19 protein-coding genes, 2 rRNA genes and 1 pseudogene (1 of these 22 running past the window's edge) are annotated in these 24894 nt (G+C 60.0%); 16 read left to right on the plus strand and 6 right to left on the minus strand.

Features of this window, described 5'->3' with window-relative positions:
* Positions 1-3243 (plus strand): 23S ribosomal RNA (locus ANTHELSMS3_RS11885); it begins 208 nt to the left of the window's first position.
* A 161-nt stretch (positions 3244-3404) separates the two neighbouring features.
* Positions 3405-3519: ribosomal RNA gene (rrf, locus tag ANTHELSMS3_RS11890) — 5S ribosomal RNA — on the plus strand.
* Between the two features lie 95 nt (positions 3520-3614).
* Here rrf and ANTHELSMS3_RS11895 read toward each other — a convergent pair.
* A complete protein-coding gene (locus ANTHELSMS3_RS11895; RefSeq protein WP_094035046.1) occupies positions 3615-4805 on the minus strand; it encodes a LysR family transcriptional regulator in 1191 nt (396 codons plus the stop codon).
* Positions 4806-5079: 274 nt separating this feature from the next.
* Here ANTHELSMS3_RS11895 and ANTHELSMS3_RS11905 point away from each other — a divergent pair, with 274 nt between their 5' ends.
* On the plus strand, positions 5080-6330 hold the full coding sequence (locus ANTHELSMS3_RS11905) for an IS256 family transposase (protein ID WP_094033518.1): 1251 nt from the start codon (positions 5080-5082) through the stop codon (positions 6328-6330).
* 202 nt (positions 6331-6532) lie between these two features.
* On the opposite strand, the gene ANTHELSMS3_RS11910 is transcribed toward ANTHELSMS3_RS11905, so the two are convergent.
* Positions 6533-7453 carry an aminotransferase class IV gene (locus tag ANTHELSMS3_RS11910; RefSeq protein ID WP_094035048.1) on the minus strand — a complete coding sequence of 307 codons (921 nt, stop codon included), beginning with the start codon at positions 7451-7453 and terminating at the stop codon, positions 6533-6535.
* A gap of 102 nt (positions 7454-7555) precedes the next feature.
* On the opposite strand from ANTHELSMS3_RS11910, the gene ANTHELSMS3_RS11915 reads away from it, so the two are divergent.
* From ANTHELSMS3_RS11915 to tdh, 3 genes are all read left to right on the plus strand, one after another.
* The gene (locus tag ANTHELSMS3_RS11915; protein ID WP_094037086.1) at positions 7556-8116 is read left to right on the plus strand and encodes a helix-turn-helix domain-containing protein; all 561 of its coding nucleotides are present in this window, start codon (positions 7556-7558) and stop codon (positions 8114-8116) included.
* A 96-nt stretch (positions 8117-8212) separates the two neighbouring features.
* Entirely contained in the window at positions 8213-9400 is a 1188-nt protein-coding gene (locus ANTHELSMS3_RS11920) for a glycine C-acetyltransferase (RefSeq protein WP_094035049.1), read from the plus strand.
* On the plus strand, positions 9397-10434 hold the full coding sequence (tdh, locus tag ANTHELSMS3_RS11925) for an L-threonine 3-dehydrogenase (RefSeq protein ID WP_094035050.1): 1038 nt from the start codon (positions 9397-9399) through the stop codon (positions 10432-10434). Before ANTHELSMS3_RS11920 ends, tdh begins: the two co-directional genes overlap by 4 nt.
* Before the next feature lie 65 nt (positions 10435-10499).
* Here tdh and ANTHELSMS3_RS11930 read toward each other — a convergent pair.
* The 3 genes and pseudogenes from ANTHELSMS3_RS11930 to ANTHELSMS3_RS11940 form a co-directional block, all read right to left on the minus strand.
* Positions 10500-12148, minus strand: a pseudogene (locus ANTHELSMS3_RS11930) (ABC transporter substrate-binding protein).
* Positions 12149-12293: 145 nt separating this feature from the next.
* Complete coding sequence (locus ANTHELSMS3_RS26480) at positions 12294-12443, minus strand: hypothetical protein (protein WP_368074419.1); 150 nt, start codon at positions 12441-12443, stop codon at positions 12294-12296.
* Positions 12444-12538: 95 nt separating this feature from the next.
* On the minus strand, positions 12539-12844 hold the full coding sequence (locus tag ANTHELSMS3_RS11940; protein WP_094035052.1) for a hypothetical protein: 306 nt from the start codon (positions 12842-12844) through the stop codon (positions 12539-12541).
* Positions 12845-13295: 451 nt separating this feature from the next.
* On the opposite strand from ANTHELSMS3_RS11940, the gene ANTHELSMS3_RS25535 reads away from it, so the two are divergent.
* Positions 13296-13544: a hypothetical protein gene (locus ANTHELSMS3_RS25535; RefSeq protein ID WP_157733490.1), complete on the plus strand. Its 249-nt coding sequence runs from the start codon at positions 13296-13298 to the stop codon at positions 13542-13544.
* Positions 13545-13653: 109 nt separating this feature from the next.
* Here the strand turns inward: ANTHELSMS3_RS25535 and ANTHELSMS3_RS11950 are convergent, their stop codons facing one another.
* On the minus strand, positions 13654-14550 hold the full coding sequence (locus tag ANTHELSMS3_RS11950; protein WP_094035053.1) for a hydrogen peroxide-inducible genes activator: 897 nt from the start codon (positions 14548-14550) through the stop codon (positions 13654-13656).
* A 197-nt stretch (positions 14551-14747) separates the two neighbouring features.
* Between ANTHELSMS3_RS11950 and katG the strand changes: the two genes are divergently transcribed.
* From katG to paaZ, 9 genes are all read left to right on the plus strand, one after another.
* Complete coding sequence (gene katG / locus ANTHELSMS3_RS11955; RefSeq protein ID WP_094035054.1) at positions 14748-16916, plus strand: catalase/peroxidase HPI; 2169 nt, start codon at positions 14748-14750, stop codon at positions 16914-16916.
* Between the two features lie 262 nt (positions 16917-17178).
* Complete coding sequence (gene pcaF / locus ANTHELSMS3_RS11960) at positions 17179-18381, plus strand: 3-oxoadipyl-CoA thiolase (RefSeq protein ID WP_094035055.1); 1203 nt, start codon at positions 17179-17181, stop codon at positions 18379-18381.
* Positions 18382-18403: 22 nt separating this feature from the next.
* Positions 18404-19381, plus strand: coding sequence for a 1,2-phenylacetyl-CoA epoxidase subunit PaaA (paaA, locus tag ANTHELSMS3_RS11965; RefSeq protein ID WP_094035056.1), 978 nt, complete (start codon positions 18404-18406; stop codon positions 19379-19381).
* Positions 19378-19713: a 1,2-phenylacetyl-CoA epoxidase subunit PaaB gene (gene paaB / locus ANTHELSMS3_RS11970; protein ID WP_094035057.1), complete on the plus strand. Its 336-nt coding sequence runs from the start codon at positions 19378-19380 to the stop codon at positions 19711-19713. Before paaA ends, paaB begins: the two co-directional genes overlap by 4 nt.
* Positions 19713-20474, plus strand: a complete 762-nt coding sequence (gene paaC, locus ANTHELSMS3_RS11975; protein ID WP_094035058.1) for a 1,2-phenylacetyl-CoA epoxidase subunit PaaC — start codon at positions 19713-19715, stop codon at positions 20472-20474. The genes paaB and paaC overlap by 1 nt, the downstream gene beginning before the upstream one ends.
* A 6-nt stretch (positions 20475-20480) precedes the next feature.
* On the plus strand, positions 20481-20939 hold the full coding sequence (paaD, locus tag ANTHELSMS3_RS11980; protein WP_094035059.1) for a 1,2-phenylacetyl-CoA epoxidase subunit PaaD: 459 nt from the start codon (positions 20481-20483) through the stop codon (positions 20937-20939).
* Positions 20940-20951: 12 nt separating this feature from the next.
* Positions 20952-22019: a 1,2-phenylacetyl-CoA epoxidase subunit PaaE gene (paaE, locus tag ANTHELSMS3_RS11985; protein WP_094035060.1), complete on the plus strand. Its 1068-nt coding sequence runs from the start codon at positions 20952-20954 to the stop codon at positions 22017-22019.
* Positions 22020-22030: 11 nt separating this feature from the next.
* A complete protein-coding gene (locus tag ANTHELSMS3_RS11990; protein ID WP_094035061.1) occupies positions 22031-22792 on the plus strand; it encodes a Phenylacetic acid catabolic protein in 762 nt (253 codons plus the stop codon).
* A 51-nt stretch (positions 22793-22843) separates the two neighbouring features.
* Positions 22844-24880: a phenylacetic acid degradation bifunctional protein PaaZ gene (gene paaZ / locus ANTHELSMS3_RS11995; RefSeq protein WP_094035062.1), complete on the plus strand. Its 2037-nt coding sequence runs from the start codon at positions 22844-22846 to the stop codon at positions 24878-24880.
* Positions 24881-24894 lie beyond the last annotated feature (14 nt).

Consider the following 24894-nt stretch of genomic DNA (forward strand, 5'->3'; position numbering starts at 1 on the left):
TGAAGAGCAAACCCGGGGAACTGAAACATCTAAGTACCCGGAGGAAAGGAAATCAATTGATACTCCCCTAGTAGCGGCGAGCGAACGGGGATCAGCCGAGCCTTGAGAGTGACTAGAATGTGCTGGGAAGCACAGCCATAGCGGGTGATAGCCCCGTATAGGAAGCTCAATGGGACGTATTAAGTAGGGCGGAACACGTGAAATTCTGTCTGAAGATCGGAGGACCACCTTCGAAGGCTAAGTACTCCTTGCTGACCGATAGTGAACCAGTACCGTGAGGGAAAGGTGAAAAGCACCCCGACGAGGGGAGTGAAACAGTTCCTGAAACCGAACGCCTACAATCAGTCGGAGCTTGACTGGACTCTAATGACAATCTCAGCCATGTCAGCGCTTTATCGAAAGCGGTTATTGAGCGGCAATCGCCGTCAAGTCGCCGATAAGATAAGGCAAAAAACATGGCGGATGGAACCTTTGCAGTGCTACTGATCGTGCTCGGTCTGACCGACATGACACAGGATCACTGCGGAACGACAGATGGCTGCCTCGGGCAGTCGGATGTCACACCACGGCTGGCCGTCTCGGCTGGTGAAGTGGTGAAACGGCGGGCCAAACCTGCTGCTGAAACCTACATGCGCTACGATCTGGGGCACCGCAACGGTCCCTTCGGCCATGCGGTCGGGCTTTCAGTTGGCGAAAAGGGAGAGGCCTGGGTCGGCTACGGCGCGACCTACCGGATTGATCTGTGGCAGAGCGGCTTCTACGTCGAACTGCACACGATGCCGGGGCTGTACTTCGATAACGGCGGCTTTGATCTAGGTGGAATGCTTGCATTCCGGTCAGGGATCGAGCTGGGCTTTGAAACGTCCCGCGGCTGGCGCTTTGCGCTGAGCTATGACCATCGGTCAAACGCGGAGATCTACGAGGCCAATCCCGGTATCGAAACGGTGCAATACCGTGTCTCCATCCCGAGCAGATAAGGTTATCATTAGTGTCCAGTCTTGTGACGGCGTACCTTTTGTATAATGGGTCATCGACTTGGTCTATCTAGCAAGCTTAAGCCGATAGGTGTAGGCGCAGCGAAAGCGAGTCTTAATAGGGCGTCGAGTTAGATGGATCAGACCCGAAACCGAGTGATCTAGGCATGACCAGGATGAAGGTAAGGTAACACTTACTGGAGGTCCGAACCCACACCTGTTGAAAAAGGTCGGGATGAGTTGTGCCTAGGGGTGAAAGGCCAATCAAACTCGGAGATAGCTGGTTCTCCGCGAAATCTATTTAGGTAGAGCGTCATCCGAATACCCCCGGGGGTAGAGCACTGGATGGGTAATGGGGCCCCACAGGCTTACTGATCCTAACCAAACTCCGAATACCGGGGAGTACTAGATGGCAGACACACTGCGGATGCTAACGTCCGTAGTGGAGAGGGAAACAACCCTGACCTACAGCTAAGGCCCCCAATTCATGGCTAAGTGGGAAAGCAGGTGGGACGACCAAAACAACCAGGAGGTTGGCTTAGAAGCAGCCATCCTTTAAAGATAGCGTAACAGCTCACTGGTCTAAATAAGTTGTCCTGCGGCGAAGATGTAACGGGGCTCAAGCCATGAGCCGAAGCTTAGGATGCGTGAGCATGGTAGCGGAGCGTAGTGTGATATAGCTTCATGTCTCTTTATCCCTTCGGGGAGACCGGAGACACGAAGCTTTCGATGAAGCCGGCGCGTGAGCGATCCGGTGGAGAGATCACTAGTGAGAATGATGACATGAGTAGCGACAAAGAGTGTGAGAGACACTCTCGCCGAAAGTCCAAGGGTTCCTGCTTAAAGCTAATCTGAGCAGGGTAAGCCGACCCCTAAGGCGAGGCCGAAAGGCGTAGTCGATGGGAACCAGGTTAATATTCCTGGGCCAGGAGGATGTGACGGATTGTGGCGGCGTGCGTGCCTTATCGGATTGGCGCGTATCCAAGACAGTCCCTGGAAATAGCCCTCCATTAGATCGTACCCTAAACCGACACAGGTGGACTGGTAGAGAATACCAAGGCGCTTGAGAGAACGATGTTGAAGGAACTCGGCAAAATACCTCCGTAAGTTCGCGAGAAGGAGGCCCGGCGTAAGAGCGTCGGGGGCACAAACCAGGGGGTGGCGACTGTTTATTAAAAACACAGGGCTCTGCGAAGTCGCAAGACGACGTATAGGGTCTGACGCCTGCCCGGTGCCTGAAGGTTAAAAGGAGGGGTGCAAGCTCTGAATTGAAGCCCAGGTAAACGGCGGCCGTAACTATAACGGTCCTAAGGTAGCGAAATTCCTTGTCGGGTAAGTTCCGACCTGCACGAATGGCGTAACGACTTCCCCGCTGTCTCCAACATCGACTCAGCGAAATTGAATTGCCTGTCAAGATGCAGGCTACCCGCGGTTAGACGGAAAGACCCCGTGCACCTTCACTACAGCTTCGCACTGGCATCAGACACAACATGTGCAGGATAGGTGGTAGGCTTCGAAGCAGGGACGCCAGTCTCTGTGGAGCCTCCCTTGAGATACCACCCTTGTTTTGTTTGATGTCTAACCGCGGTCCGTTATCCGGATCCGGGACCCTGCGTGGTGGGTAGTTTGACTGGGGCGGTCGCCTCCTAAAGCGTAACGGAGGCGCGCGAAGGTTGGCTCAGAGCGGTCGGAAATCGCTCGTTGAGTGCAATGGCAGAAGCCAGCCTGACTGCAAGACTGACAAGTCGAGCAGAGTCGAAAGACGGCCATAGTGATCCGGTGGTCCCAAGTGGGAGGGCCATCGCTCAACGGATAAAAGGTACGCCGGGGATAACAGGCTGATACTGCCCAAGAGTCCATATCGACGGCAGTGTTTGGCACCTCGATGTCGGCTCATCTCATCCTGGGGCTGGAGCAGGTCCCAAGGGTATGGCTGTTCGCCATTTAAAGAGGTACGTGAGCTGGGTTTAGAACGTCGTGAGACAGTTCGGTCCCTATCTGCCGTGGGTGTAGGAGATTTGAGAAGAGTTGCCCCTAGTACGAGAGGACCGGGGTGAACGATCCACTGGTGGACCAGTTGTTATGCCAATAGCAGTGCTGGGTAGCTATGATCGGAAAGGATAACCGCTGAAGGCATCTAAGCGGGAAGCCCCCTTCAAAACAAGATCTCCCTGAGGACCGTGGAAGACCACCACGTCGATAGGCCAGAGGTGTAAGCACAGCAATGTGTTCAGCTGACTGGTACTAATGGTCCGATAGGCTTGATTTGATCCAGTAACAGCAAGGTTAATCACCGAGCTCTACGGACAAATAAGCATACTACACCGTAAACACAGTAAACTTCGACCTGGACAACGACCTCGCCCCAAAAGCGACGGTGTTGATTGATTGACGATGCATCACAAATGCATCGTCCTGGTTTTTCCTTGGTTTGGTGGTCATAGCACGAGCAAAACACCCGGCTCCATTCCGAACCCGGCCGTTAAGTGCCGTCGCGCCAATGGTACTGCGTCTTAAGACGTGGGAGAGTAGGTCGCCGCCAAACCTAGAAAAAACCAGATACTCTATACGACAACCAATACAAAAAGCCCCGTAGGTGAAAACCTGCGGGGCTTTTCTCATAAATCAAAAATGACGTGCCTATAACTTCGAAGAACAGTCGTGAACCAGGTCCAGAAAACGACCCTGAATCGCTGTCGGAAACCAACAGGAACGAAAAGTCAGACCAATCGGCCGCGCCGGTACGTCCGGTTGAACCACAAGTTTGACCATCAATCCTTGACGAATTTCCGCCGCGGCCTGGCCACCTGATACACACCCCAGCATATCGCTTTGTCTCAGGGTTTCTCGCATCAAGAGGACCGAACCGCTTTCGATAACGTTTCGGGGCGGTGCCATTCCACGATTCTGAAAGAAGGATTCAAACTGGTGCCGGGATGGCGCTTCCTGTCGAGGAACTATCCAAGTCTTCTGTGCCAGTGCGTCGATCGAGGGGGAAGGGCCTCGGGTCATTGGATGATCTGGGCCCGCCACGAAACATAAACGATCTTCGAAAAGCGGGCGTTGTTCTACCTCCGCCATGGGTGGCGGATCCCGTAGAGCGCCCAAAATCATGTCGATCTTGCCCGAAACCAACCCGGCCAGCAGATCATCGTAGCGACCGTCCAATACGGAAATAGGGATGCCTGGACGTTCCTTTTGAAAGGCTACCAAAACAGACGGCAGCAGGTTGGAGCGGCATAGTGGCAATGCGCCGACCACAATTCTTCCCCCAATGCGACCATCGAATTCGGCCAGATCTGCTTCGGCTTGATCCAACTCGGCAAAGGCAAGCCGGGCGGCACGGCACAGTGTGAGACATGCGCGACGCGGGACAAGCCCACTCGCCGCGCGGTCAAAAAGTGGTCGCGCGGCCGCCCGTTCAAGATCGGTGATTGCGCGTTGAACCGTTGGCTGGGACAACCCAAGTCGTCGAGCTGCCAATGTAACATTGCCGTTGTCCGCCGTCGCGATGAGCGCAATCAATTGGGACTGTGTGACCACACGCGAGAGGCCAGCAGCCATCGATTCTAGCGCCGGGTCCAATCGATCCAGTGCGCGGCGGACCCGGGCCAATAAGACCGCGCCGCGATCCGTGGGAAAGGCACCAGTGCTGCTGCGCTCGAACAAGGGGCTGCCCACTGCGGCCTCCAGCTTGTGAAGAGCATGAGTCACGGCGGTTTGGGACAGGCCGTGGAACTGCGCCGCTCCGGTTAGTGAGCGGGTGTCAGCAATCGCCGGAAGCAGGCGCAAGTGCCGGAGATTTCTGGGGATGACTTGTTTGGTTGGCATTCCTGCTCTGCTCCGACGCTCATCGATTTCGGCAGGATCAACGAAATCCGCGGAAATGCCACCAAGATGGCCAAGTTAGCCAACATTGCCAAGAAGCAGCGGAGGGATTCTTGGAACCTCAACTTCTTCCAAGTGTCGAGGGTACCTGGAACGAATACAGCCAAGGTCAGGACCAGCATGAGATATGCGCGAAAGTTGGTGATGCCCTGAGGGGCGACATATCATGGCGGTGTCGAAGCGCCGTCAATTCTCAACCGAGAAAGGGATATGCCACATGCAAGAGAATACCATCACCCAGCTATCTGATCCATCCGGGATTTCGCCGGACCCGCTGACCGACCTCATCCGGGACGGCGCGCGCAAGCTGATCGAGCAGGCGATTGAGGCGGAACTGTCCACGCTGCTTGGCGCCTTTGCCGATCACAAGCTTGAGGATGGTCGCGCAAGACTGGTTCGTCATGGGCACCTGCCCGAGCGTGAGATTTTGACCGGTGTCGGGCCTGTTGCCGTGACGGTGCCGCGTGTGCGGGACCGCAAGCCGGGCACGGACAAGATCGCGTTCACGCCCAGCATCCTGCCGCGGTATCTGCGCAAGGCAAAGTCGGTCGAAGAGCTGCTGCCCTGGCTTTACCTGAAGGGCGTGTCCACCGGCGATTTCAGTGAGGCGCTTGCCGCCCTGCTGGGGCCACACGCCAAGGGCCTCTCGGCCACTACGATCACGCGGCTGAAAGCGGACTGGTGGTCCGAGTACGAGGCCTGGGAAAAGCGTGACCTCGGCACCCGGCGGTTTCTCTACATCTGGGCCGACGGCGTCTATTTCAAGCCGCGAAGGGCCGAGGAAAAACAATGCGTTTTGGTGATCGTGGGTGCGGATGAATACGGCCGCAAGGAGCTGCTGGCCATGACCGACGGCTTCCGCGAAAGCACTCAGAGTTGGCGCGAGGTTCTGCTCGATCTCAAACGCCGCGGACTGAAGCAGGATCCCAAGCTCGCCATAGGCGACGGCGCCCTGGGGTTCTGGGCGGCACTGCGCGAGGTCTTCCCCTCGACACAGGAGCAGCGGTGCTGGCTCCACAAAACCATGAACGTGCTCAACGCGCTGCCGAAATCGGTGCAAGCCAAGGCCAAGGCGCACCTGCACGACATCTGGCAGGCCGAAACCCGAGCCGCGGCGTCGGCCGCCTTCGACTTCTTCGTCGATGCCTACGGCGTGAAATGGGACAAGGCAGTCGCCAAGTTGGTCAAGGATCGGGATGCACTACTGACCTTCTACGACTACCCGGCCGAACACTGGAAACACATCCGGACGTCAAATCCGATCGAGAGCACGTTCGCCACCGTCAGACACAGGACGAAACGCACCAAGGGCTGCCTCAGCCGCAAGACTGGGCTCGCCATGGCTTTCCGGCTGATGATGTCTGCTCAGACGAAATGGCGAAAACTCGACGGGCGGAATCGCCTCCCGGAGGTCATCAGCGGGGTTGAGTTCCGCGACGGCGTCCGCCAACTTCAAAACGCCGCCTGATCACGCGTCACCAACTTCTGCGCATATCTCGACCAGCATGGCGAAAACGTCGAGAAAATTAGTCTATGAAGTTCGAACCCGCCGTTCAGTTCACTGTCCAAGCTGATTTGTTTTTGGCGATGTCCTATCGGTGATTGCAGCAAGACAATCTGGTTCAGCTCACAGGGGTGGCGCGCGGCGGCGCGTTCTGGCTTTTCACGGGTCAGCTGCGTTCCTCATCGACCAATTTCTTGTAGGCCGCCCGGATTCGGTGAAACACCGGCCCGGCTTTCCCGCCGCCGATCACGCGTCCATCGATCATGAAAACAGGGGTCTGAGCTCCAAAGGTGCCGGTGAGAAAGGCCTCATCCGCACCGTAGGTGTCGACCAGTGAATAGTTCCGCTCAAACACAGGGATGTCCAAGGTCATACACAGGTCGATCACTTTTTGGCGGGTGATGCCGTTCATGCAATAGTCACCGGTTGATGTCCAAACGGCCCCGCCGCGAACGATAAAGAAGTTGCAGGCGTTGGTCGTGTTCACAAACCCGAAAGGGTCCAACATCAGCGCCTCATCCGCGCCTGCGCGGACTGCATGGTTCAGCGCAATGATGCAGTTGAGTTTGGAGTGTGAGTTCAGCTTGGCATCCTGCGTCAGTGGCAATCCTCGATGATGGGGTACAGTGAACAGAGAAATGCCGCGTTCAATAACACTATCATCGGGCTTCGAATGCTCGGCAATGATGACAATGGTGGGACCGTATATGCTCAGATGTGGGTGTTGGAATGGTTTCTTCTTGCGCCCGCGCGTGACCATTAGCCGGATATGCACATCTGTCGTCATGCCGTTGGCATCCAGCGTATCCCAGATGGCTTGTGTCAGGTCAGCTCGCGTTTTGCCGATGTCCAGATCCAGATACAGCGCCGCCTCATACAGGCGGTCCAGATGCGCGTCCAGAAAGGGGATATGGCCGTCATACAGGCGCAACCCCTCCCAGATGCCATCCCCAAGAAGAAAGCCGCTGTCGTACACCGATACCTGCGCCTCGTCTCGGTGCACAATCTCCCCGTTGACGTAAATTCGGATATCGTCATTGCGTGCATCGGGCGCGGCGTCATGAGTTGAAACATGGCTGTCGGTCATGGGGCTGTCCTGTTTGAAATCGTGCGAACCGTGGCATGGCCTACGCGTGGTGAAAAGGCCAACAGGCTTGTCGGGTTGAGATGGTCAGGCTATTTATCCGGTATGACGGATGATCCAGATGCCATTTTGGCCAAACTGCCGACCAGACTGAAAGATGCCCGCCGCGCGCAAGGGCTGTCACTGGATGCCGTGGCCAAATTGTCGGGCGTGTCCCGTAGCATGGTCAGTCAGATAGAGCGGGGGGAATCCTCGCCCACCATCGCGACGCTTTGGAATCTGACGCGCGCCCTGCAGGTCGATTTTGCCGGGCTACTGGAAGAGGCGCCTGCACGACAGATCGAAGTTTTGCGCGCCGATGATGTGCCCTCCATCGAGAACCGCGGTGCAGGCTGTACCATCCGTATTCTGTCTCCGCCCGAAGAGGCGGGGCGGCATGAGGTGTATGAGTTGCGGTTCTCGGCAGGCGGGATGCTCGATAGCCTGCCGCATACCCGCGGCGCCCGCGAACACCTCAGCGTGATCGAGGGTGAGATCGAAGTGACCAGCGCGGGCGGGGCCGAACGGCTCGGCCCCGGTGATACTGCACGCTACGCTGCCGACGTCGCACATCGCATCGCTGCTGTTGCGCCGGCACGGGCATTTCTGGTGGTTCAAGATGCGTGATTCTGCCGGTACGGCGGAAAAAAATCCGTAATACTGAAAATCCTCTATTTGGGATTTTAATCCGTTATGTTAGCGTTTCCGACAACGGAGGCTGACATGACAAAACGATTCCTGACCCATTTGACTGACACGCTAGCCCAGATCGATTCTGAGGGGCTGATGAAGCGCGAGCGCTTGATCAGTTCACCGCAGGGCGGTGAGATCGTGGTGGATGGCCAGAGTAAGATTTGTCTGTGCGCCAACAACTATCTGGGCCTTGCCAATCATCCGGATCTGATTTCTGCCGCGAAATCTGCAATGGACCCAAAGGGATACGGCATGGCCTCTGTTCGGTTCATTTGCGGGACGCAAGATCTGCACCGCGAACTGGAAACCCGGCTAGCGCGGTTTCTGGGCAAGGACGACTCGATCTTGTTTGCCGCTTGCTTCGACGCCAATGGCGGGCTCTTTGAGCCACTGCTGGGACCAGAGGATGCCATCATTTCGGATGCGTTGAACCATGCCTCTATTATCGACGGCATTCGCCTGTGCAAGGCGCGGCGATATCGTTACGCCAATTCCGACATGGCGGATCTGGAGGCGAAACTTCGGAAAGCCCGTGAAGAAGGTGCACGGTTTATCATGATCGCCACGGATGGTGTGTTCTCGATGGACGGGTATCTGGCGAAGCTGCCTGAAATCACTGCGCTGGCAGAGAAGTACGATGCGCTTGTCATGGTCGACGATTGTCACGCGACCGGTTTTATGGGGCAAAAGGGGCAGGGGACACCAGCGCATTTCGGCGTGGATGTGGACATCCTGACTGGCACGCTGGGAAAGGCTCTGGGCGGGGCCATTGGCGGCTATATTGCCGGGCCGCAGCCGGTGATCGACCTGCTGCGCCAGCGGGCGCGACCCTATCTGTTCTCCAACGCTTTGCCGCCTGCTGTTGTCGCGGCGGGAATTGCGGCGATCCGGTTGGTCGAAGAAAGCGATGACCTGCGCGCCAAGCTGTTCGAGAACGCCGCATATTGGCGCGCCGGGCTGACCGATCTGGGTTTTGACCTGTTGCCGGGGGAGCACCCGATCATTCCGGTCATGTTGGGGGAGGCGCAACTGGCGCAGGACATGGCGGCGCGGCTGTTCGACAGGGGTGTCTATGTTTCGGGTTTTTTCTTTCCGGTGGTGCCGCGCGGACAGGCCCGCATCCGCACACAGATGAGCGCGGCCCTGACGCGCGAACAGTTGGACCGCGCGCTGGCCGCCTTTAGCGAGGTCGGCCGAGAACTAAAGGTGATCTCATGAGCAATCAGATGAAGGCACTGGTCAAGGCCAAGCCCGAGGAAGGTTTATTGATGGAACGCGTTCCGGTGCCAGAGATTGGCCCGGATGATGTTCTGATCAAGATTAAAGCTACCGGCATCTGCGGAACGGATATCCACATCTGGAACTGGGATGATTGGGCGCAAAAGACGGTGCCGGTGCCGCTGGTCACAGGCCATGAGTTCGCCGGTGAGATTGTCGAAGTTGGCCGTAATGTGGACGACCTCAAGATTGGTCAACGATGCAGCGGTGAGGGCCACCTGATCGGCAAACATTCACGCCAGAGCCGCGCGGGCAAGTTCCACCTCGATCCTCAAACGCGGGGGATTGGCGTGAATGAACAGGGGGCCTTTGCCCAGTTTCTGCGCCTGCCTGCCTTCAACGTGGTGCCCTTGCCGGATGAGATCCCCGACGAGATCGGGGCCATTCTTGATCCGTTGGGAAATGCCGTCCATACGGCGCTCAGCTTTGATCTGGTGGGAGAGGACGTGCTGATCACTGGCGCGGGGCCTATCGGCATCATGGCGGCGGCGGTCGCGCGACACGTCGGCGCGCGGCATGTGGTGATCACGGATGTGAACCCGGACCGGCTGGCACTGGCGGAAAAGGTGACTGACGTGGTGCCCGTCAACGTGGCGACAGAGAATCTGCGTGACGTGACTGCGCGGCTCAAGATGCGCGAAGGATTCGATGTAGGGCTGGAGATGTCTGGCAACCAAGTCGCGCTGGACCAGATGGTCGAGACGCTGGTGATGGGCGGGCGGATTGCCCTTCTGGGCATTCCACCGGGGAAATCGCCGGTGGACTGGTCGCGGATCGTGTTCAAGGCGATCACGATCAAGGGTGTCTACGGCCGGGAGATCTTTGAAACCTGGTACAAGATGATCGCCATGCTGGAAAACGGGTTGGACGTATCCAAGGTGATCACACACCGCTTTGCCGTCGACCGCTTTCAAGAAGGCTTTGCAGCGATGAAATCGGGAAAGTCCGGCAAGGTGGTGCTGGACTGGGTTTGACGCCCTCGGACAGCCTTGAAATAGCGGCGCACGCCCCAAAGTCCATGACCTTGGGGCGTGGTCGTTCAGGCCTCGAGGCCCAGTTTGTAGACATGTATCTCAAACGTCGGATGCTGTTCCGCGCCGATGACGCCCGGTCGGGCATGGCGGTAGGTCGCGCGCCAGTAGGGTTGGATGACGACCCCTTCGTCCTGCATAATCTTTTGCAGCTTGGCTGACTGCTCGCGCCGGACGTCGGCATCTGCGATGGCCATAGCCTGCTTCAGCGTCTCATCGAATTCGGCATTGGCAAAGCCGGTTTCGTTCCACGCCTCGCCTGACCGATAGGCAAGCGCCAGAACCTGCACGCCAAGGGGGCGTTGCGCCCAATCGGTTGCCGAGAACGGGTAGTCGGCCCAATCGTTCCAGAAAGTGTTGCCGGGAATGATCGTGCGCCGAACCTTGATCCCCGCATCGCGCAACTGCGCGGCAACGGCATCACAGGTGTCGCGCCTCCAGTTATCGTCAATCGAAATCAGTTCATGCTCAAAATCCGCAAGTCCAGCTTCGGCCATCAGTTCTGCGGCCTTGGCCGGATCATGCTCTGGCGCGGGCAGTTCAGCGTATTCCGGGTGGATCGGGCAGACATGGTGGTTTTCCGCCAACTCTCCCTGATCGGCATAGCCAAGTTCAAGGCAGACGGCGTTCGACACTGCCAGCGCCAGTGCACGCCGCACGCGAACGTCCGCATAAGGCGTCTGGCCGTCGATAACCGCGTTCTGATTGCTGCGGATCACAACCGTGTTGGCTGTGAGGGTTTCGGATTTCTCCCAACCGATGGTGTCGAACAGTTCGACAAATTCGCCCAGCGACTCATACAGCATGTCCACTTCGTCCGCTTCGGCGGCGGAGAAATGCGTCACTTGATCGGTGCCGAAGTCGATGTATTCAATCCGGTCCAGATAAGGCCCCCGAAGACGTCAGCGCCCCACCATGTGTGATCCTCATTGCGGACCATGACCGACTTAACCCCGACCTCCAGTTCCACCGGGATAAAGGGGCCGGTGCCCTTGCGGTCGGCCATTGGGTCGCCGCTGAAGTCCTGCGGTACGATTGCGGCGGGATAGTCCGAAAACCCGGCAATCAACGTGATGTCCGGTGTCGGCAGGTTCAGTGTCACGGTCAATTCGTCCGTGGCGACGATCGCGCCCTCAATAGCCAGTTTGGTTTCCGGGTCGACCAGTGTGGCCATGCGGGATGCCATCGAGTTACCTTCGACCGTCTGATCGCACCAGCGTGTGATGTTGAAGGCGACGTCGGCGGCGGTAAAGGGCGTGCCATCGTTCCAGGTGACACCGGGGCGTACATTCAGGGTGTATTGCGTGGCATCCGCGTTGACCTCCCAGCTCTCCAACAGCATTGGCTTGAAACTGCCGTCGCGCTGATACTCGACGAGGTATTCCAACCAGCCGCGAGAAAAATTGGACATTTGCGGCCAGTCGTAGGTGCGCGGGTCCTTGAGTGCGCGTACGTCGGACTGGATGCGCAATGTGCCGCCCTGTGCGGGCTGGGCGTGGGCTTCGGTCGGCATGGCAACACCGATCAGGCTGTAGGCGGCAGCGGTTGTCAGACCAAGAGATGTGGCGCGCGTCAGAAATTCACGTCGCGACACGTCTCCCCGTTGATGTTCGATGGCAAGGGATTGCGCGGCAGGGTGAAGAGAGGGAGTAACCATGAGGGCTCCAATCGGTATTTGGCGTGATTTCGGCGCAAGATGCACCGAACAGGGGACGGCGGTCTGTCAGGCCTGAACCGAGTCCAAAAACATGTCACCCCGGTTCGGGCTATCAGTATAGGTAGATAGCTCTGCGGCTGGAGGGTCAAGCAACCAAGCCGGATGCCCAGCCCGACAAAAGTCGCGCCAATAGGGCATATCGGATCGCGCCGCGGCAGTTTTCATCAGCCGGGTCGAACAAGGCAACCGCGTTGAACCGTTTTGGGGCGTTGCCCACCTTGTCGATCCGCAGCAAAAACAGCGGCTCACCCTGTGCGCCACTGCGTTGTAGCGAGCCTGCCCATTGGCATCTGTCAGCCCCCTGCGTTCGAGGATCTTGTCATGCCCGTCTTAGTGTTCTTGCAGACCGGCCACATGCACCAATTGATACACCCGGTTGGGCTGGTCCAGCGCCTCTGACAACTGCACCACATGGCGGTCTTCAACATATTCAGGCAGCGATTGCGCTAAGTCGGCGACGGGCGCAATTCGCACCGGCAAGTTCCGACGGTGTTTCAGCCGCAGTTCTAACTCCGAGTAGATATCGTCCGGGTCCAGGGTTTCAACAACCGAGAACCCTTCCACCACCTCTTGAAGTGCCTCGAAGCGGTTGCGATTGCTTCGGAAAAATTTGTGTACCACAGAATCGGAGATCATCGGAAAAACCCGGTTGCCGTCGTCTCCGGTACTGGCGGCGCTCCGCAACTGGTTATCGGTGGACAGATTAGCCCGGTGCAGTTTCAGGAACTAGTTGGCAAGATCGGGGCTGTGCACCAGCGCCGCGCGAAGCTGCGGCAGCCTGAAGAGTATGCGACATGGCCATTTTGATTGATGAAAACTCCAAGGTCGTTGTGTAAGGGCTTTCGGGCCGCATTGACCAGTTCTATGCGCAAGAGATGATCGCATCCGGCGCCGGGGTCGTCGCGGGCGTCACCCCGGAAAACGGCGGCAGCGCGGTACTGAACCGACCTGTTTTTCAATACCGTGCGCGAGGCGGTGGAGGCGCCCGGGGCTGAAGCCTCGCTGCTTTCTTTGTGCCGCTCTTCTCCGCCTATGCAATGATGGAGGCGGTGGACGCGAGCCATGCGCTGTCTGGCGCGAATGATCAGTGTTTCGCAGCTGTGCTCAGGCATTGCACGAAGGCCCGGATCTATCGACCGCGAACCCGATCTTTGCCGAGATCGATCACCCGGAAATCGGCCGTTACCTGACGCCGGGAACACCGTTTTCGTTCGAGGGGGTTGTCCCGGACACACCGCGACCTGCGCCGCGATTGAGGCAGCATACTGAAGAGGGGCTGGCCGATGTGGCGGACCTGTTGTCGGGAGTGGTCGGCAAACTGATGGGTGATGGGTGATGGGGTGGTGATGCAGCCGTGTGGAGATTCTCGCATGGCTTTATAAGTTCGCCTCATGAATTTCCCTAAGTGGGCCATGCCCAAAAGATGCAAAGTAATGGGCGTCCGGTCAGGCGCGGGCGGCGGCGGCCCGGCGTACCGTATCGGCGAGGCGCTGAAATTGGTCTGACAGTGGGCTGGACCTGCGCCAGACCATGCCGATGGTCCGGGCCGGTTCGGGGGCGGCGAACCGGGCAACCGCCACCCGCGCCGAAGGTGTTTCCACCGGTACGGCCATTTCCGGGATCAGCGTCACCCCCAGCCCGGCGCCGACCATCTGCACGAGCGTCGTCAGGGAGGAGCCGTCCAGCCCGTCGCGCGGCGTTGTCGCGTTCAACTTGCAGAAACTTAGCGCCTGATCGCGAAAGCAGTGCCCCTCTTCCAGCAGCAACAGGCGCATCTTTTGCAACGCCTCGCCGTCTGGAACCGGGTGATCCGTCTCGGCCTCGGGGCGGACAAAGACGAATGCCTCATCAAACAGCGCCACCTCGTCCAGCCCTGGTTCTCCCACCGGTAGGGCGAGAATGGCGCAGTCGATCCGGCCCTCGTGCAGTTCACCTAACAGGCGCGGGGTCATGGTTTCACGGATATGCAGGTCCAGCCCCGCATGGCTTTGCGCAAGTTCCGCAAAAAGGGCGGGCAGCAGATAGGGCGCCACTGTTGGGATCACGCCCAGTCGCAGCCGTCCGACAAGATCGCCCTGAGCCGCGCGGGCAAGATCCTCTAGTTCATCCACCGCGCGCAGAATTTTAATGGCGCGCTCCAGACAGGCCTCGCCGAGCGCCGTCAGCCGCACCTGCCGCGCGCCGCGTTCGAACAGTGGCGCGCCAAGGTCTGTCTCAAGATCACGGATCTGTACTGACAGGGCGGGTTGGGAAATAGAGCAGGCCGCCGCCGCGCGTCCGAAATGGCCGTGCCGGGAAAGAGCCTCAAAATATCTCAGTTGGCGCAGGGTCAGATTTTTCATAGGAAAAACTTATAGAGGTGATGAGAAAATACAACTTAAAGATATGGCTGTGCCTTGTTAGAAGCATTCTAGAGTAAGAGGGGGCGAGTCGCCAAACCCGGGCGTCCTGCCCGGATTCCGTCGGCCCTTCTATCAAAGATCGAGAGACCGGGGCTGGCATGGACCTGCACCGGGGTTTTAGACCAAGGGAGACCATCATGGACGGCAATGATATCGGAGCGGGCAAATGCCCAGTCATGCACGGCGCAATTACGGAGACGGGCACAACCGTTACAGATTGGTGGCCAAAGTCGCTGAACCTGGACATCTTGCATCAGCATGACACCAAGACCAATCCGCTGGGTCAGGATTTTGATTACCGGACCGAGGTCAAATCGCTGGACTTCGACGCGATCAAGGCGGACGTCAAGGCGCTGATGACCGAGAGCCAGGATTGGTGGCCTGCGGACTATGGCCACTATGGCGGCCTCATGATCCGTTTGGCGTGGCACTCTGCCGGGTCGTACCGTCTGGCCGATGGTCGTGGCGGCGGCGGTGCTGGCAACATCCGGTTCGCGCCGCTCAACAGCTGGCCGGACAACGGCAACCTGGACAAGGCGCGCCGCCTGCTGTGGCCGGTCAAGAAGAAGTACGGCAACAAGGTGAGCTGGGCCGACCTGATCCTGCTGGCGGGCACCATGGCCTATGAGTCGATGGGTCTGAAGACCTTTGGGTTCTCTTTTGGCCGCGAAGACATCTGGGCGCCGGAAAAGGATGTCTACTGGGGTGCAGAGCGTGAGTGGCTGGCGCCGTCGGATGAGCGGTATGCCGACGTGGGCAAGCCCGACACGATGGACAACCCGCTGGCCGCTGTCCAGATGGGCCTGATCTATGTAAACCCCGAGGGCGTGAACGGCGTGCCTGATCCTTTCAAGACTGCGGCCCAGGTGCGTGAAACCTTTGCCCGGATGGCGATGAATGATGAGGAAACCGCAGCGTTGACCTGTGGTGGCCATACTGTCGGCAAGGCGCACGGCAACGGTGACGCGGGTGCGCTGGGCGCGGAGCCCGAAGGTGCGGACGTCGAGGCGCAGGGCTTTGGTTGGATCAACACCAACCTTGGCGGCAAAGCAGCCAATGCGGTCACGTCTGGTATCGAAGGGGCTTGGACCACAGAGCCGACCAAATGGGACATGGGCTATTTCAAGCTGTTGTTCGGCTATGAGTGGGAACTGACAAAATCGCCCGCCGGGGCCAACCAGTGGCGTCCCGTCAACATCAAGGAAGAAGACATGCCGGTCGATCCGTCGGATGCGACCAAGCGCGTCATGCCGATGATGACCGACGCCGACATGGCGATGAAGATGGACCCGACGTATAACGCGATCTGTCAGAAGTTCATGGCCGATCCGGCCTATTTCGACGACACGTTTGCCCGCGCCTGGTTCAAGCTGACCCACCGCGACATGGGAACGCGTGACCGCTACATCGGTCCGGATGCACCCTCCGAAGATCTGATCTGGCAGGATCCGATTCCGGCGGGATCGACCGGCTATGATGTGGACGCGGTCAAGGCCAAGATCGCGGACAGCGGCTTGTCCGTGGCCGAGATGGTGTCGACAGCCTGGGACAGCGCGCGGACCTTCCGCCAGTCGGACCTGCGCGGTGGTGCCAATGGCGCGCGCATTCGTCTGGCCCCGCAAAAGGACTGGGAGGGCAATGAGCCCGCGCGTCTGGCCAAGGTGCTGTCGGTGCTGGAGCCGATTGCAGCGGCGGCAGATGCGTCGGTTGCGGATGTGATCGTGCTGGCGGGCAATGTCGGTGTCGAGAAGGCCGCCAAGGCGGCGGGTTTTGACGTCAAGGTGCCCTTTACGCCGGGTCGGGGCGACGCGACGCAAGAGATGACTGACGCCGATAGCTTTGACGTGCTGGAACCGGTCGCCGACGGGTTCCGCAACTGGCTGAAGAAGGACTATGTGGTCAGCCCAGAGGAACTGATGCTGGACCGTGCCCAGCTGATGGGGCTTTCGGCACCAGAAATGACCGTTCTGCTGGGCGGCATGCGCGCGATGGGCACCAATTACGGCGGTACGGCGCATGGCGTGTTCACGGACCGCTCCGGGGCATTGACCACCGACTTTTTCGTCAACCTGACGGATATGGGGTTCAAGTGGGTTCTGGGCGACGATGGCATCTATTCGATCCAGGACCGCGCGTCGGGCGCACCTCGCTGGACCGCAACCCGTGTCGATCTGGTTTTCGGCTCAAACTCGATCTTGCGTTCCTACGCAGAGGTCTACGCCCAGGACGACAACGCTGGAAAGTTCGTGGCGGACTTTGTGGCAACCTGGACCAAGGTGATGAACGCGGATCGCGTCGACGCCTGATCTGTTAATATTGTATTGAAAAGGGGCGTTCCGGGAAACCGGGGCGCCCTTTTTTGATGGCGGGTAGGCGGGATGGGACTCGGGCCACAGGGGCCCATCGCCCACCCACCAACCCTTGGCTTGCGGGCCTTACGGCGCGGGTCGCGTTGCTGGATATGTTACGAGATTCTCGACGTGGGGATATTCTGTAACTTTTTCTTGCGCGAATCTCTGCGCTGGATTAATCCGACCATGTGGTCGATTAATGGGAGGGTCGTCTGACATGGACGCGTTCATCTGCGACGGAGTGCGTACGCCGATCGGGCGATACGGCGGGGCATTGTCTTCGGTTCGGGCCGACGATCTGGCGGCGCTGCCGATCAAGGCGCTGATGGCGCGCAACCCTTCGGTGAACTGGAGCGCGGTGGATGAAGTCATCTACGGCTCTGCCAATCAGGCTGGTGAAGACAACCGCAACGTGGCCCGCATGGCGGGGCTGTTGGCGGGGCTGCCAGAGGATGTTCCGGGCACCACTGTGAACCGGCTTTGCGCCAGCGGCATGGACGCGGTGGGTTTCGCGGCACGCGGGATCAAGTCGGGCGATTATACGCTGTGCATTGCGGGCGGTGTGGAGAGTATGAGCCGCGCGCCCTTTGTGATGCCCAAGGCCACCGCCGCCTTTACCCGTGCTAATGAAGTTTATGACACCACCATTGGCTGGCGTTTTGTGAACCCCAAGATGAAGGCGATGTACGGCACGGATTCCATGCCGCAGACCGCCGACAACGTCGCATCTGACTATGGCATCAGCCGTGCCGATCAGGACGCTTTTGCCGCGCGGTCGCAGGCGCGGTGGGCCGCGGCGCAAGAGGCGGGGTTGTTCGCGGATGAGATCGTCCCGGTCGAGGTGCCGCAGCGCAAGGGCGATCCGGTCGTTGTCGACACTGATGAACATCCGCGCCCCGGCACCACGGCCGATAAGCTGTCCAAGCTGAAGGGCGTGAACGGCCCGGATCTGAGCGTGACGGCGGGCAATGCCAGCGGCGTGAACGACGGGTCGGCGGCCTTGTTGCTGGCCTCTGAAATTGCTGCCCGTGCGAATGGTCTGACGCCGATGGCGCGGGTTCTGGGCATGGCCTCTGCCGGAGTGGCGCCGCGTGTCATGGGGATCGGTCCGGTGCCGGCCAGCCGCAAGGTGCTGGAGCGATTGAACCTCACTATAGACCAGATGGATGTGATAGAATTGAATGAGGCCTTTGCGGCGCAGGGGCTGGCCACGTTGCGTGAATTGGGCGTGGCGGACGATGATCCACGTGTGAACGCGCAGGGTGGGGCGATTGCGCTAGGCCATCCGCTGGGCATGTCCGGCGCGCGTCTGGTGCTGACTGCAGCGCACCAGTTGCGGCGCAACGGCGGGCGTTATGCGCTCTGCACCATGTGTGTGGGCGTCGGCCAGGGGGCGGCGATCGTCCTCGAACGGGTATGAAGATACGAGCAGGGAGGCTCAGATGTACGCACAGATGATCAAGTCGGAAGCGTCTCGGGAAGACCCGGAGAAGCTCGCCGAATTTCAGGCCCGCATCGACGCGGGCGACAAGATCGAGCCCAAGGACTGGATGCCGCTGGGCTATCGCAAGACGCTGATCCGGCAGATCGGCCAGCACGCGCATTCCGAGATCGTCGGCCAACTGCCCGAAGGCAACTGGATCACCCGTGCGCCGACGCTGGAACGTAAGGCGATCCTGCTGGCCAAGGTGCAGGATGAGGCGGGGCATGGTCTGTACCTCTATTGCGCGGCCGAAACGCTGGGTGTGACCCGCGATGAGCTGACAGAGATGCTGTTGGACGGGCGGATGAAATATTCGTCCATCTTCAACTATCCGACGCTGACATGGGCCGACATGGGCGCGGTTGGCTGGCTCGTGGATGGTGCGGCAATCATGAACCAGGTGCCGCTGCAGCGGACGTCCTTTGGCCCGTATTCGCGCGCCATGATCCGCATCTGCAAGGAAGAGTCGTTCCACCAGCGGCAGGGCTACGACATCATGATGAAGATGGCGAACGGCACGCCCGCGCAGAAGAAGATGGCACAGGATGCGCTGAACCGCTTTTGGTATCCGTCGCTGATGATGTTCGGCCCCTCGGACAAGGAATCCGTGCATTCGGAACAGTCGATGGCGTGGAAGATCAAGATGAACACCAATGACGAGCTGCGTCAGAAGTTCGTCGATCAGACCGTGCCGCAGGCGGAATACCTTGACCTGACCGTTCCGGACGAAAACCTGAAATGGAACGAGGACACCGGGCATTACGAGTTTTCGCAGCCCGACTGGTCCGAATTCTTTGACGTGCTCAAGGGCAACGGCCCGTGCAACCGCGAACGTCTGGCGGCGCGGAACAAGGCCTGGGACGATGGAAAATGGGTGCGCGATGGGCTGCTGGCCCACGCCGAGAAGAAAGCCGCAAGAAAGGTGGCCGCAGAATGAGCTCTCCGAATTCCGCATATCCCGACACGCCCGAAGCCACCAAACCCAAGTGCCACGAATGGCCGCTGTGGGAGGTGTTTATCCGCGGTCAGCACGGCATGAGCCATCGCCACGTTGGCAGCCTGCATGCGCCTGACGCCGAGATGGCGGTCAAGAACGCGCGCGACGTCTATACCCGCCGCAACGAAGGGGTTTCGATCTGGGTGGTCGAGGCGCGCCATATCGCGGCCTCGTCGCCCTCGGACAAGGGGCCGCTCTATGAGCCGTCCGAAAGCAAGGTCTATCGTCACCCGACCTTTTTCGATATTCCCGACGAAGTGGGGGCCATGTGATGAACCGCGAAGAGGCGTTTTTCGAATTCCTCTGCCGGATGGGGGACAATCCCCTGATCCTTGGCCACCGGGTCAGCGAATGGTGCGGTCTGGCGCCTGTTCTGGAAGAGGACATTGCGCTGGCCAATACCGCGCTGGACCTGATCGGCCAGACGCAGATGTGGCTGGGCCTTGCCGGAGAGGTCGAGGGGGCGGGGCGCTCTGCCGATGATCTGGCGATGCTGCGCGACGTCTGGGATTTCCGCAACGTGCTGCTGGCGGAACAGCCGAACGGGGATTTCGGCCAGACCATGATGCGGCAGTACCTGTTCGACCAGTTCCATGTGCTGTTGTTGCAGCGGCTGGCAGAGTCGTCGGACGAACGGGTGGCCGGGATCGCGGCGAAGTCCGTCAAGGAGGTGGCCTATCACGTCGAACGCTCGCGCGACACGGTGATCGGGCTTGGCGACGGCACCTCGGAAAGCCACCGCAGGATGCAGGCGGCGCTGGACCTGCTCTGGCCCTTTGCCGGTGAGATGTTCACCGATGACGCGGTCAGCGGCCAGATGGCAGAGGCCGGGATCGCGCCGCAACCGTCGACATTGCGCGCCGATTGGGATGCGGCAGTACGGGACACGATGGCAGAGGCCACGCTGGTCATTCCTGAAAGTGATTTTGCCCATGCCGGCGGCAAGACCGGCACCCGGCACACCGAACATCTGGGCCACCTGCTGACGCAGATGCAGTGGTTGCAGCGGGCCTATCACGGCGCGACCTGGTAGGCGGCCATGACAGCGACAGTGGATCAGATCTGGGGCTGGCTGGACGAGGTGCCGGACCCCGAGATCCCCGTGATCTCGGTCGTCGATCTGGGCATCGTGCGCGAGGTCACGCTGGAGGGCGATACCGTCAAGGTGGCGGTGACGCCGACCTATTCGGGCTGTCCGGCGACGCGCGTGATCTCGATGGATATCGAGACGGCGCTGCGCGATCACGGGCTGGACAAGATCCAGATCGAGACGCGCATCGCGCCGCCCTGGACCACCGACTGGCTGTCCGACAAGGGCCGCGCCAAGCTGGAGGATTATGGCATTGCGCCGCCGTCGCCTGCGGGTGGCCCGGACCATTGCCCGCGTTGCGGGTCAAAGAATGTCACCCGTGTGAGCCAGTTCGGCTCTACCCCCTGCAAGGCGCATTGGCGGTGTAGCGACTGCCTTGAGCCTTTCGATTATTTCAAATGCATCTGAGGAGGGTGGCCGATGCCGCGCTTTCATGAGCTGACCGTGCGGGACGTCAAAAAGACGATCCGCGACGCTGTTGTGGTGACGCTGGAGCCGAAGAACGGCGAGGCGTTCGATTTTATCCAAGGCCAGTACCTGACCTTTCGGCAGGAGATCGAGGGCGTGGAACTGCGCCGCTCCTATTCGATCTGCGCCGGGCGTGGTGAGGGGGTGCTGCAAGTCGGCATCAAAAAGGTCGAGGGCGGCGCCTTTTCCACATGGGCCAACGATGTGCTGCAACCCGGCATGGTGGTCGAGGCGATGGAACCGATGGGATCGTTCCACACGCCCCTCGATGCCGCAGCACGGCGCAGCTATTTGGGTTTTGCCGGCGGGTCGGGGATCACCCCGGTGCTGTCGATCCTAAAGACCGTGTTGGCCACGGAACCGCGGTCGGATTTCACGCTGGTCTATGCCAACCGGGGCGTGAACACGATCATGTTCCGCGAGGAATTGGAGGATCTGAAAAACCTCTACATGGGGCGGCTGAACGTGATCCATGTACTGGAATCCGACGCACAGGACATCGAGCTTTTTCAGGGCCGGGTGGACGCGGAAAAATGCGCGGCTTTGTTCGAACACTGGATCGACGTGCAAAACGTCGACACGGCGTTTATCTGCGGGCCGGAACCGATGATGCTGGGCATTGCCAAGGCGCTGAAGGAACACGGGCTGGCGGATGCGCAGATCAAGTTTGAACTGTTCGCCAGCGCCCAGCCCGGTCGGCTGGAACGCAAGGCGCGTGACGTCGACGCCGGAACTCAGGCGGCGCGGACGCAGGCGACCGTGACGTTGGACGGCACCGCGCGCAGCTTTGAGATGGACAAGGACATCTCGATCCTCGACGCGGCGCTGCAAAACGCGATGGACGCGCCCTATGCCTGCAAGGCCGGGGTCTGCTCCACTTGCAAATGCAAGGTGTTGGAAGGCGAGGTCGAGATGGTCGCCAACCACGCGCTGGAGGATTACGAGGTGGAACGCGGCTATGTTCTGTCCTGCCAATCCTTCCCGCTGACCGACCGTGTGGTCGTCGATTACGACCAGTAAGGGAGAGGGACATGACGGACGAGATGAACATTGCCGACTACCTGTCTCAGGGCGGCAAGCTGACCAACCCTGCCAATGTGCCGCCGCGCTACCGAGCTGAACTGATGAAGCTGATGAGCATCTTCGTCGACAGCGAACTGGCGGGGGCGGCAGGCTTTGCCGATGTGATCAACGACGGTCCCGGAATCAAGGAACGCATCGCCGCTGCGCGGATCGTTCTGGAAAAGACCGATCACGCCGATAAGGTGCTGCGCCTGATGGGCGAGTTCGGGGCCAATACCGACCGCTATGTCGGCCACCACCCCTGGACGGACCGCCTGCCGCGCGACACCGCGCCGGGCAGCGCACGGTCGGCCCATGACATGCGGCTGTCGGTCTTCAACTATCCGCTGGCGGGCTGGGCCGATGCGGTGGTGATGAACCTGTGTATGGGCCACGCGGTGGCGGTGCAACTGGACGACATGATGCGCGCCTCGTACCAGCCGCTGGCCGAGGCGATCCGTGAGGTTGCCCCGCGAGAACGGCGGCACACGGAGCTGGCCGAAGAGGGGCTGGCGCGATTGGCCGAGCAGGGGCAGAGCGCGGCGATTGCCGACAGTCTGGCCTATTGGCGTCCGCGCGTAGCAGCGATCTATGGCGATCCGTCTGACGACCGCATGGCGCAGCTACAGGCGTGGGGGCTGCGGCACGCCACGGCCGCTGAGATGCGGGATGCTTGGGAAACGCGGCTGGGCGCGGGATTGGACCGGCTGGGCCTGACACAGGCCGCCTGAACACACACAGCAGACAATGACCGGCCAAGGCTGGCAGCACAGGGGGGAAGGATGAGCCTTCTACAGATCAATAGTTTCGCGGCTGGCCAATGGGTTGCGCCCGGTTCCGGCGCGCGTGAGATCGAAAATGCGGTGACAGGCGCGGTGATGGCGCAAGCGGGCAATGACGCGCTCGACGTGGTCGCCATGCTGGACTACGCGCGGACCACCGGCGGACCGGCTTTGCGGGCGATGACGTTTCACGAGCGGGCCAAGATGCTCAAGGCGTTGGCGCAGCATTTGGGTCAGCACAAACAGGCGCTGTATGACCTGTCGTTCAACACCGGGGCCACGGCCAAGGACCACCTGATCGACATCGACGGCGGCATCGGCACGATGTTTGTCTTTGCCTCCAAGGGGCGGCGCGAAATGCCGGACGGGCATGTCTATCTGGACGGTGAGGTCGAACAATTGTCCCGTTCGGGACAGTTTGTCGGTCATCATATCTGCACGCCGTTGCAGGGGATTGCTGTCCATATCAACGCTTTCAACTTTCCCGTCTGGGGGATGTTGGAGAAACTGGCGCCGACCCTCCTGGCCGGAGTGCCGGCCATCGTCAAACCGGCAACGGCAACTTGTTATGTTACCGAATTGGCGGTGCGGCTGATGCTGGACAGCGGCATCCTGCCTGCGGGTGCACTGCAACTGGTTTCGGGCGGATTGGGCGACATGCTGGACCGGCTGACCTGTCAGGATGTTGTCAGCTTTACTGGCTCAGCCGATACAGCGTTCAAGCTGCGCTCTGCGCCACATATTCTGCGCAACTCGATCCGGTTTGTCGCCGAACAGGACAGCCTGAACGCCTCGATCCTTGGGCCGGATGCGACGCCCGGCACGCCCGAGTTCGACCTCTTCGTCAAAGAGGTCCACCGCGAGATGACCGCCAAGGCGGGGCAGAAATGCACCGCGATCCGGCGGATCATCGCGCCCGACGCGCAAGTCCCGGCGTTGATCGAGGCATTGTCAGACCGTTTGTCAAAGACCTTGATCGGCGACCCGCGCAATGAGGCGACTCGCATGGGGGCGCTGGTGTCGAACAGCCAGAAACGCGACGTGCTGGCCAAGGCCGCGCTGATCGGCGCAGAGGCAGAGCGTGTCTATGGCGATCCAGACAGCTTTGACGTGGTCGGGGCCGACGGCGGCAAAGGCGCGTTTCTGCCGCCGATGTTGTATCACTGTGTCGACCCGGATGGTGCGCAACGAGTGCATGACACAGAGGCGTTCGGCCCCGTGTCCACTATCCTTGGCTATCGCGACATCGACCATGCCGTGCAGCTGGCAAATCGCGGCGGCGGGTCGCTGGTGGCATCGGTCATCACCCATGACCCAGCGGTCGCGCGTGAGGTCGCGCTGGGCGCAGGCGCGTTCCACGGTCGGATCTACATCAACGATCGCACCAGCATGAAGGAAAGTACCGGCCACGGATCGCCGCTGCCGCATCTGGTCCACGGCGGCCCCGGTCGTGCGGGCGGGGGCGAGGAAATGGGCGGTGTGCGCGGCGTGATGCATTACATGCAGCGAACCTCTGTTCAGGGGAGCCCCGAGATGCTGGCCGCCATCGGTGGCCGCTGGATCCCCGGCGCGCCCGAGATTGCGGCGCAAGCGCATCCTTTCACCCGTGGCTTTGATGATCTCGAGATTGGTGAGACGCTGAAGGCCGGTCCGCGCGTCATCACGCTGGACGACATCGAACACTTCGCCGAATTCACCGGCGACACGTTCTACGCCCACATGAACGATGAGGCCGCCGCGCGGAACCCGTTTTTTCCCGGACGTGTGGCGCATGGTTACCTGCTGCTCAGCTTTGCGGCGGGCATGTTTGTCGAGCCGAATGAAGGGCCCGTGCTGGCCAATACCGGCCTTGACGGGCTACGTTTCATGAAACCGGTCGTGGCGGGCGACGCGCTGAACGTTCGATTGTCCGTCAAGCAAAAGACTCGTCGGACAGATGAATACGGCGAAGTGCGTTGGCATGTGACGCTGACCAATCAGGCCGGCGAGGCGGTGGCAGAATACGAACTGCTGACCATGAACGCCTACAGCGCCTGAGCGCGGACGGAGGA

Source organism: Antarctobacter heliothermus (assembly GCF_002237555.1).
GTDB lineage: Bacteria > Pseudomonadota > Alphaproteobacteria > Rhodobacterales > Rhodobacteraceae > Antarctobacter > Antarctobacter heliothermus_B.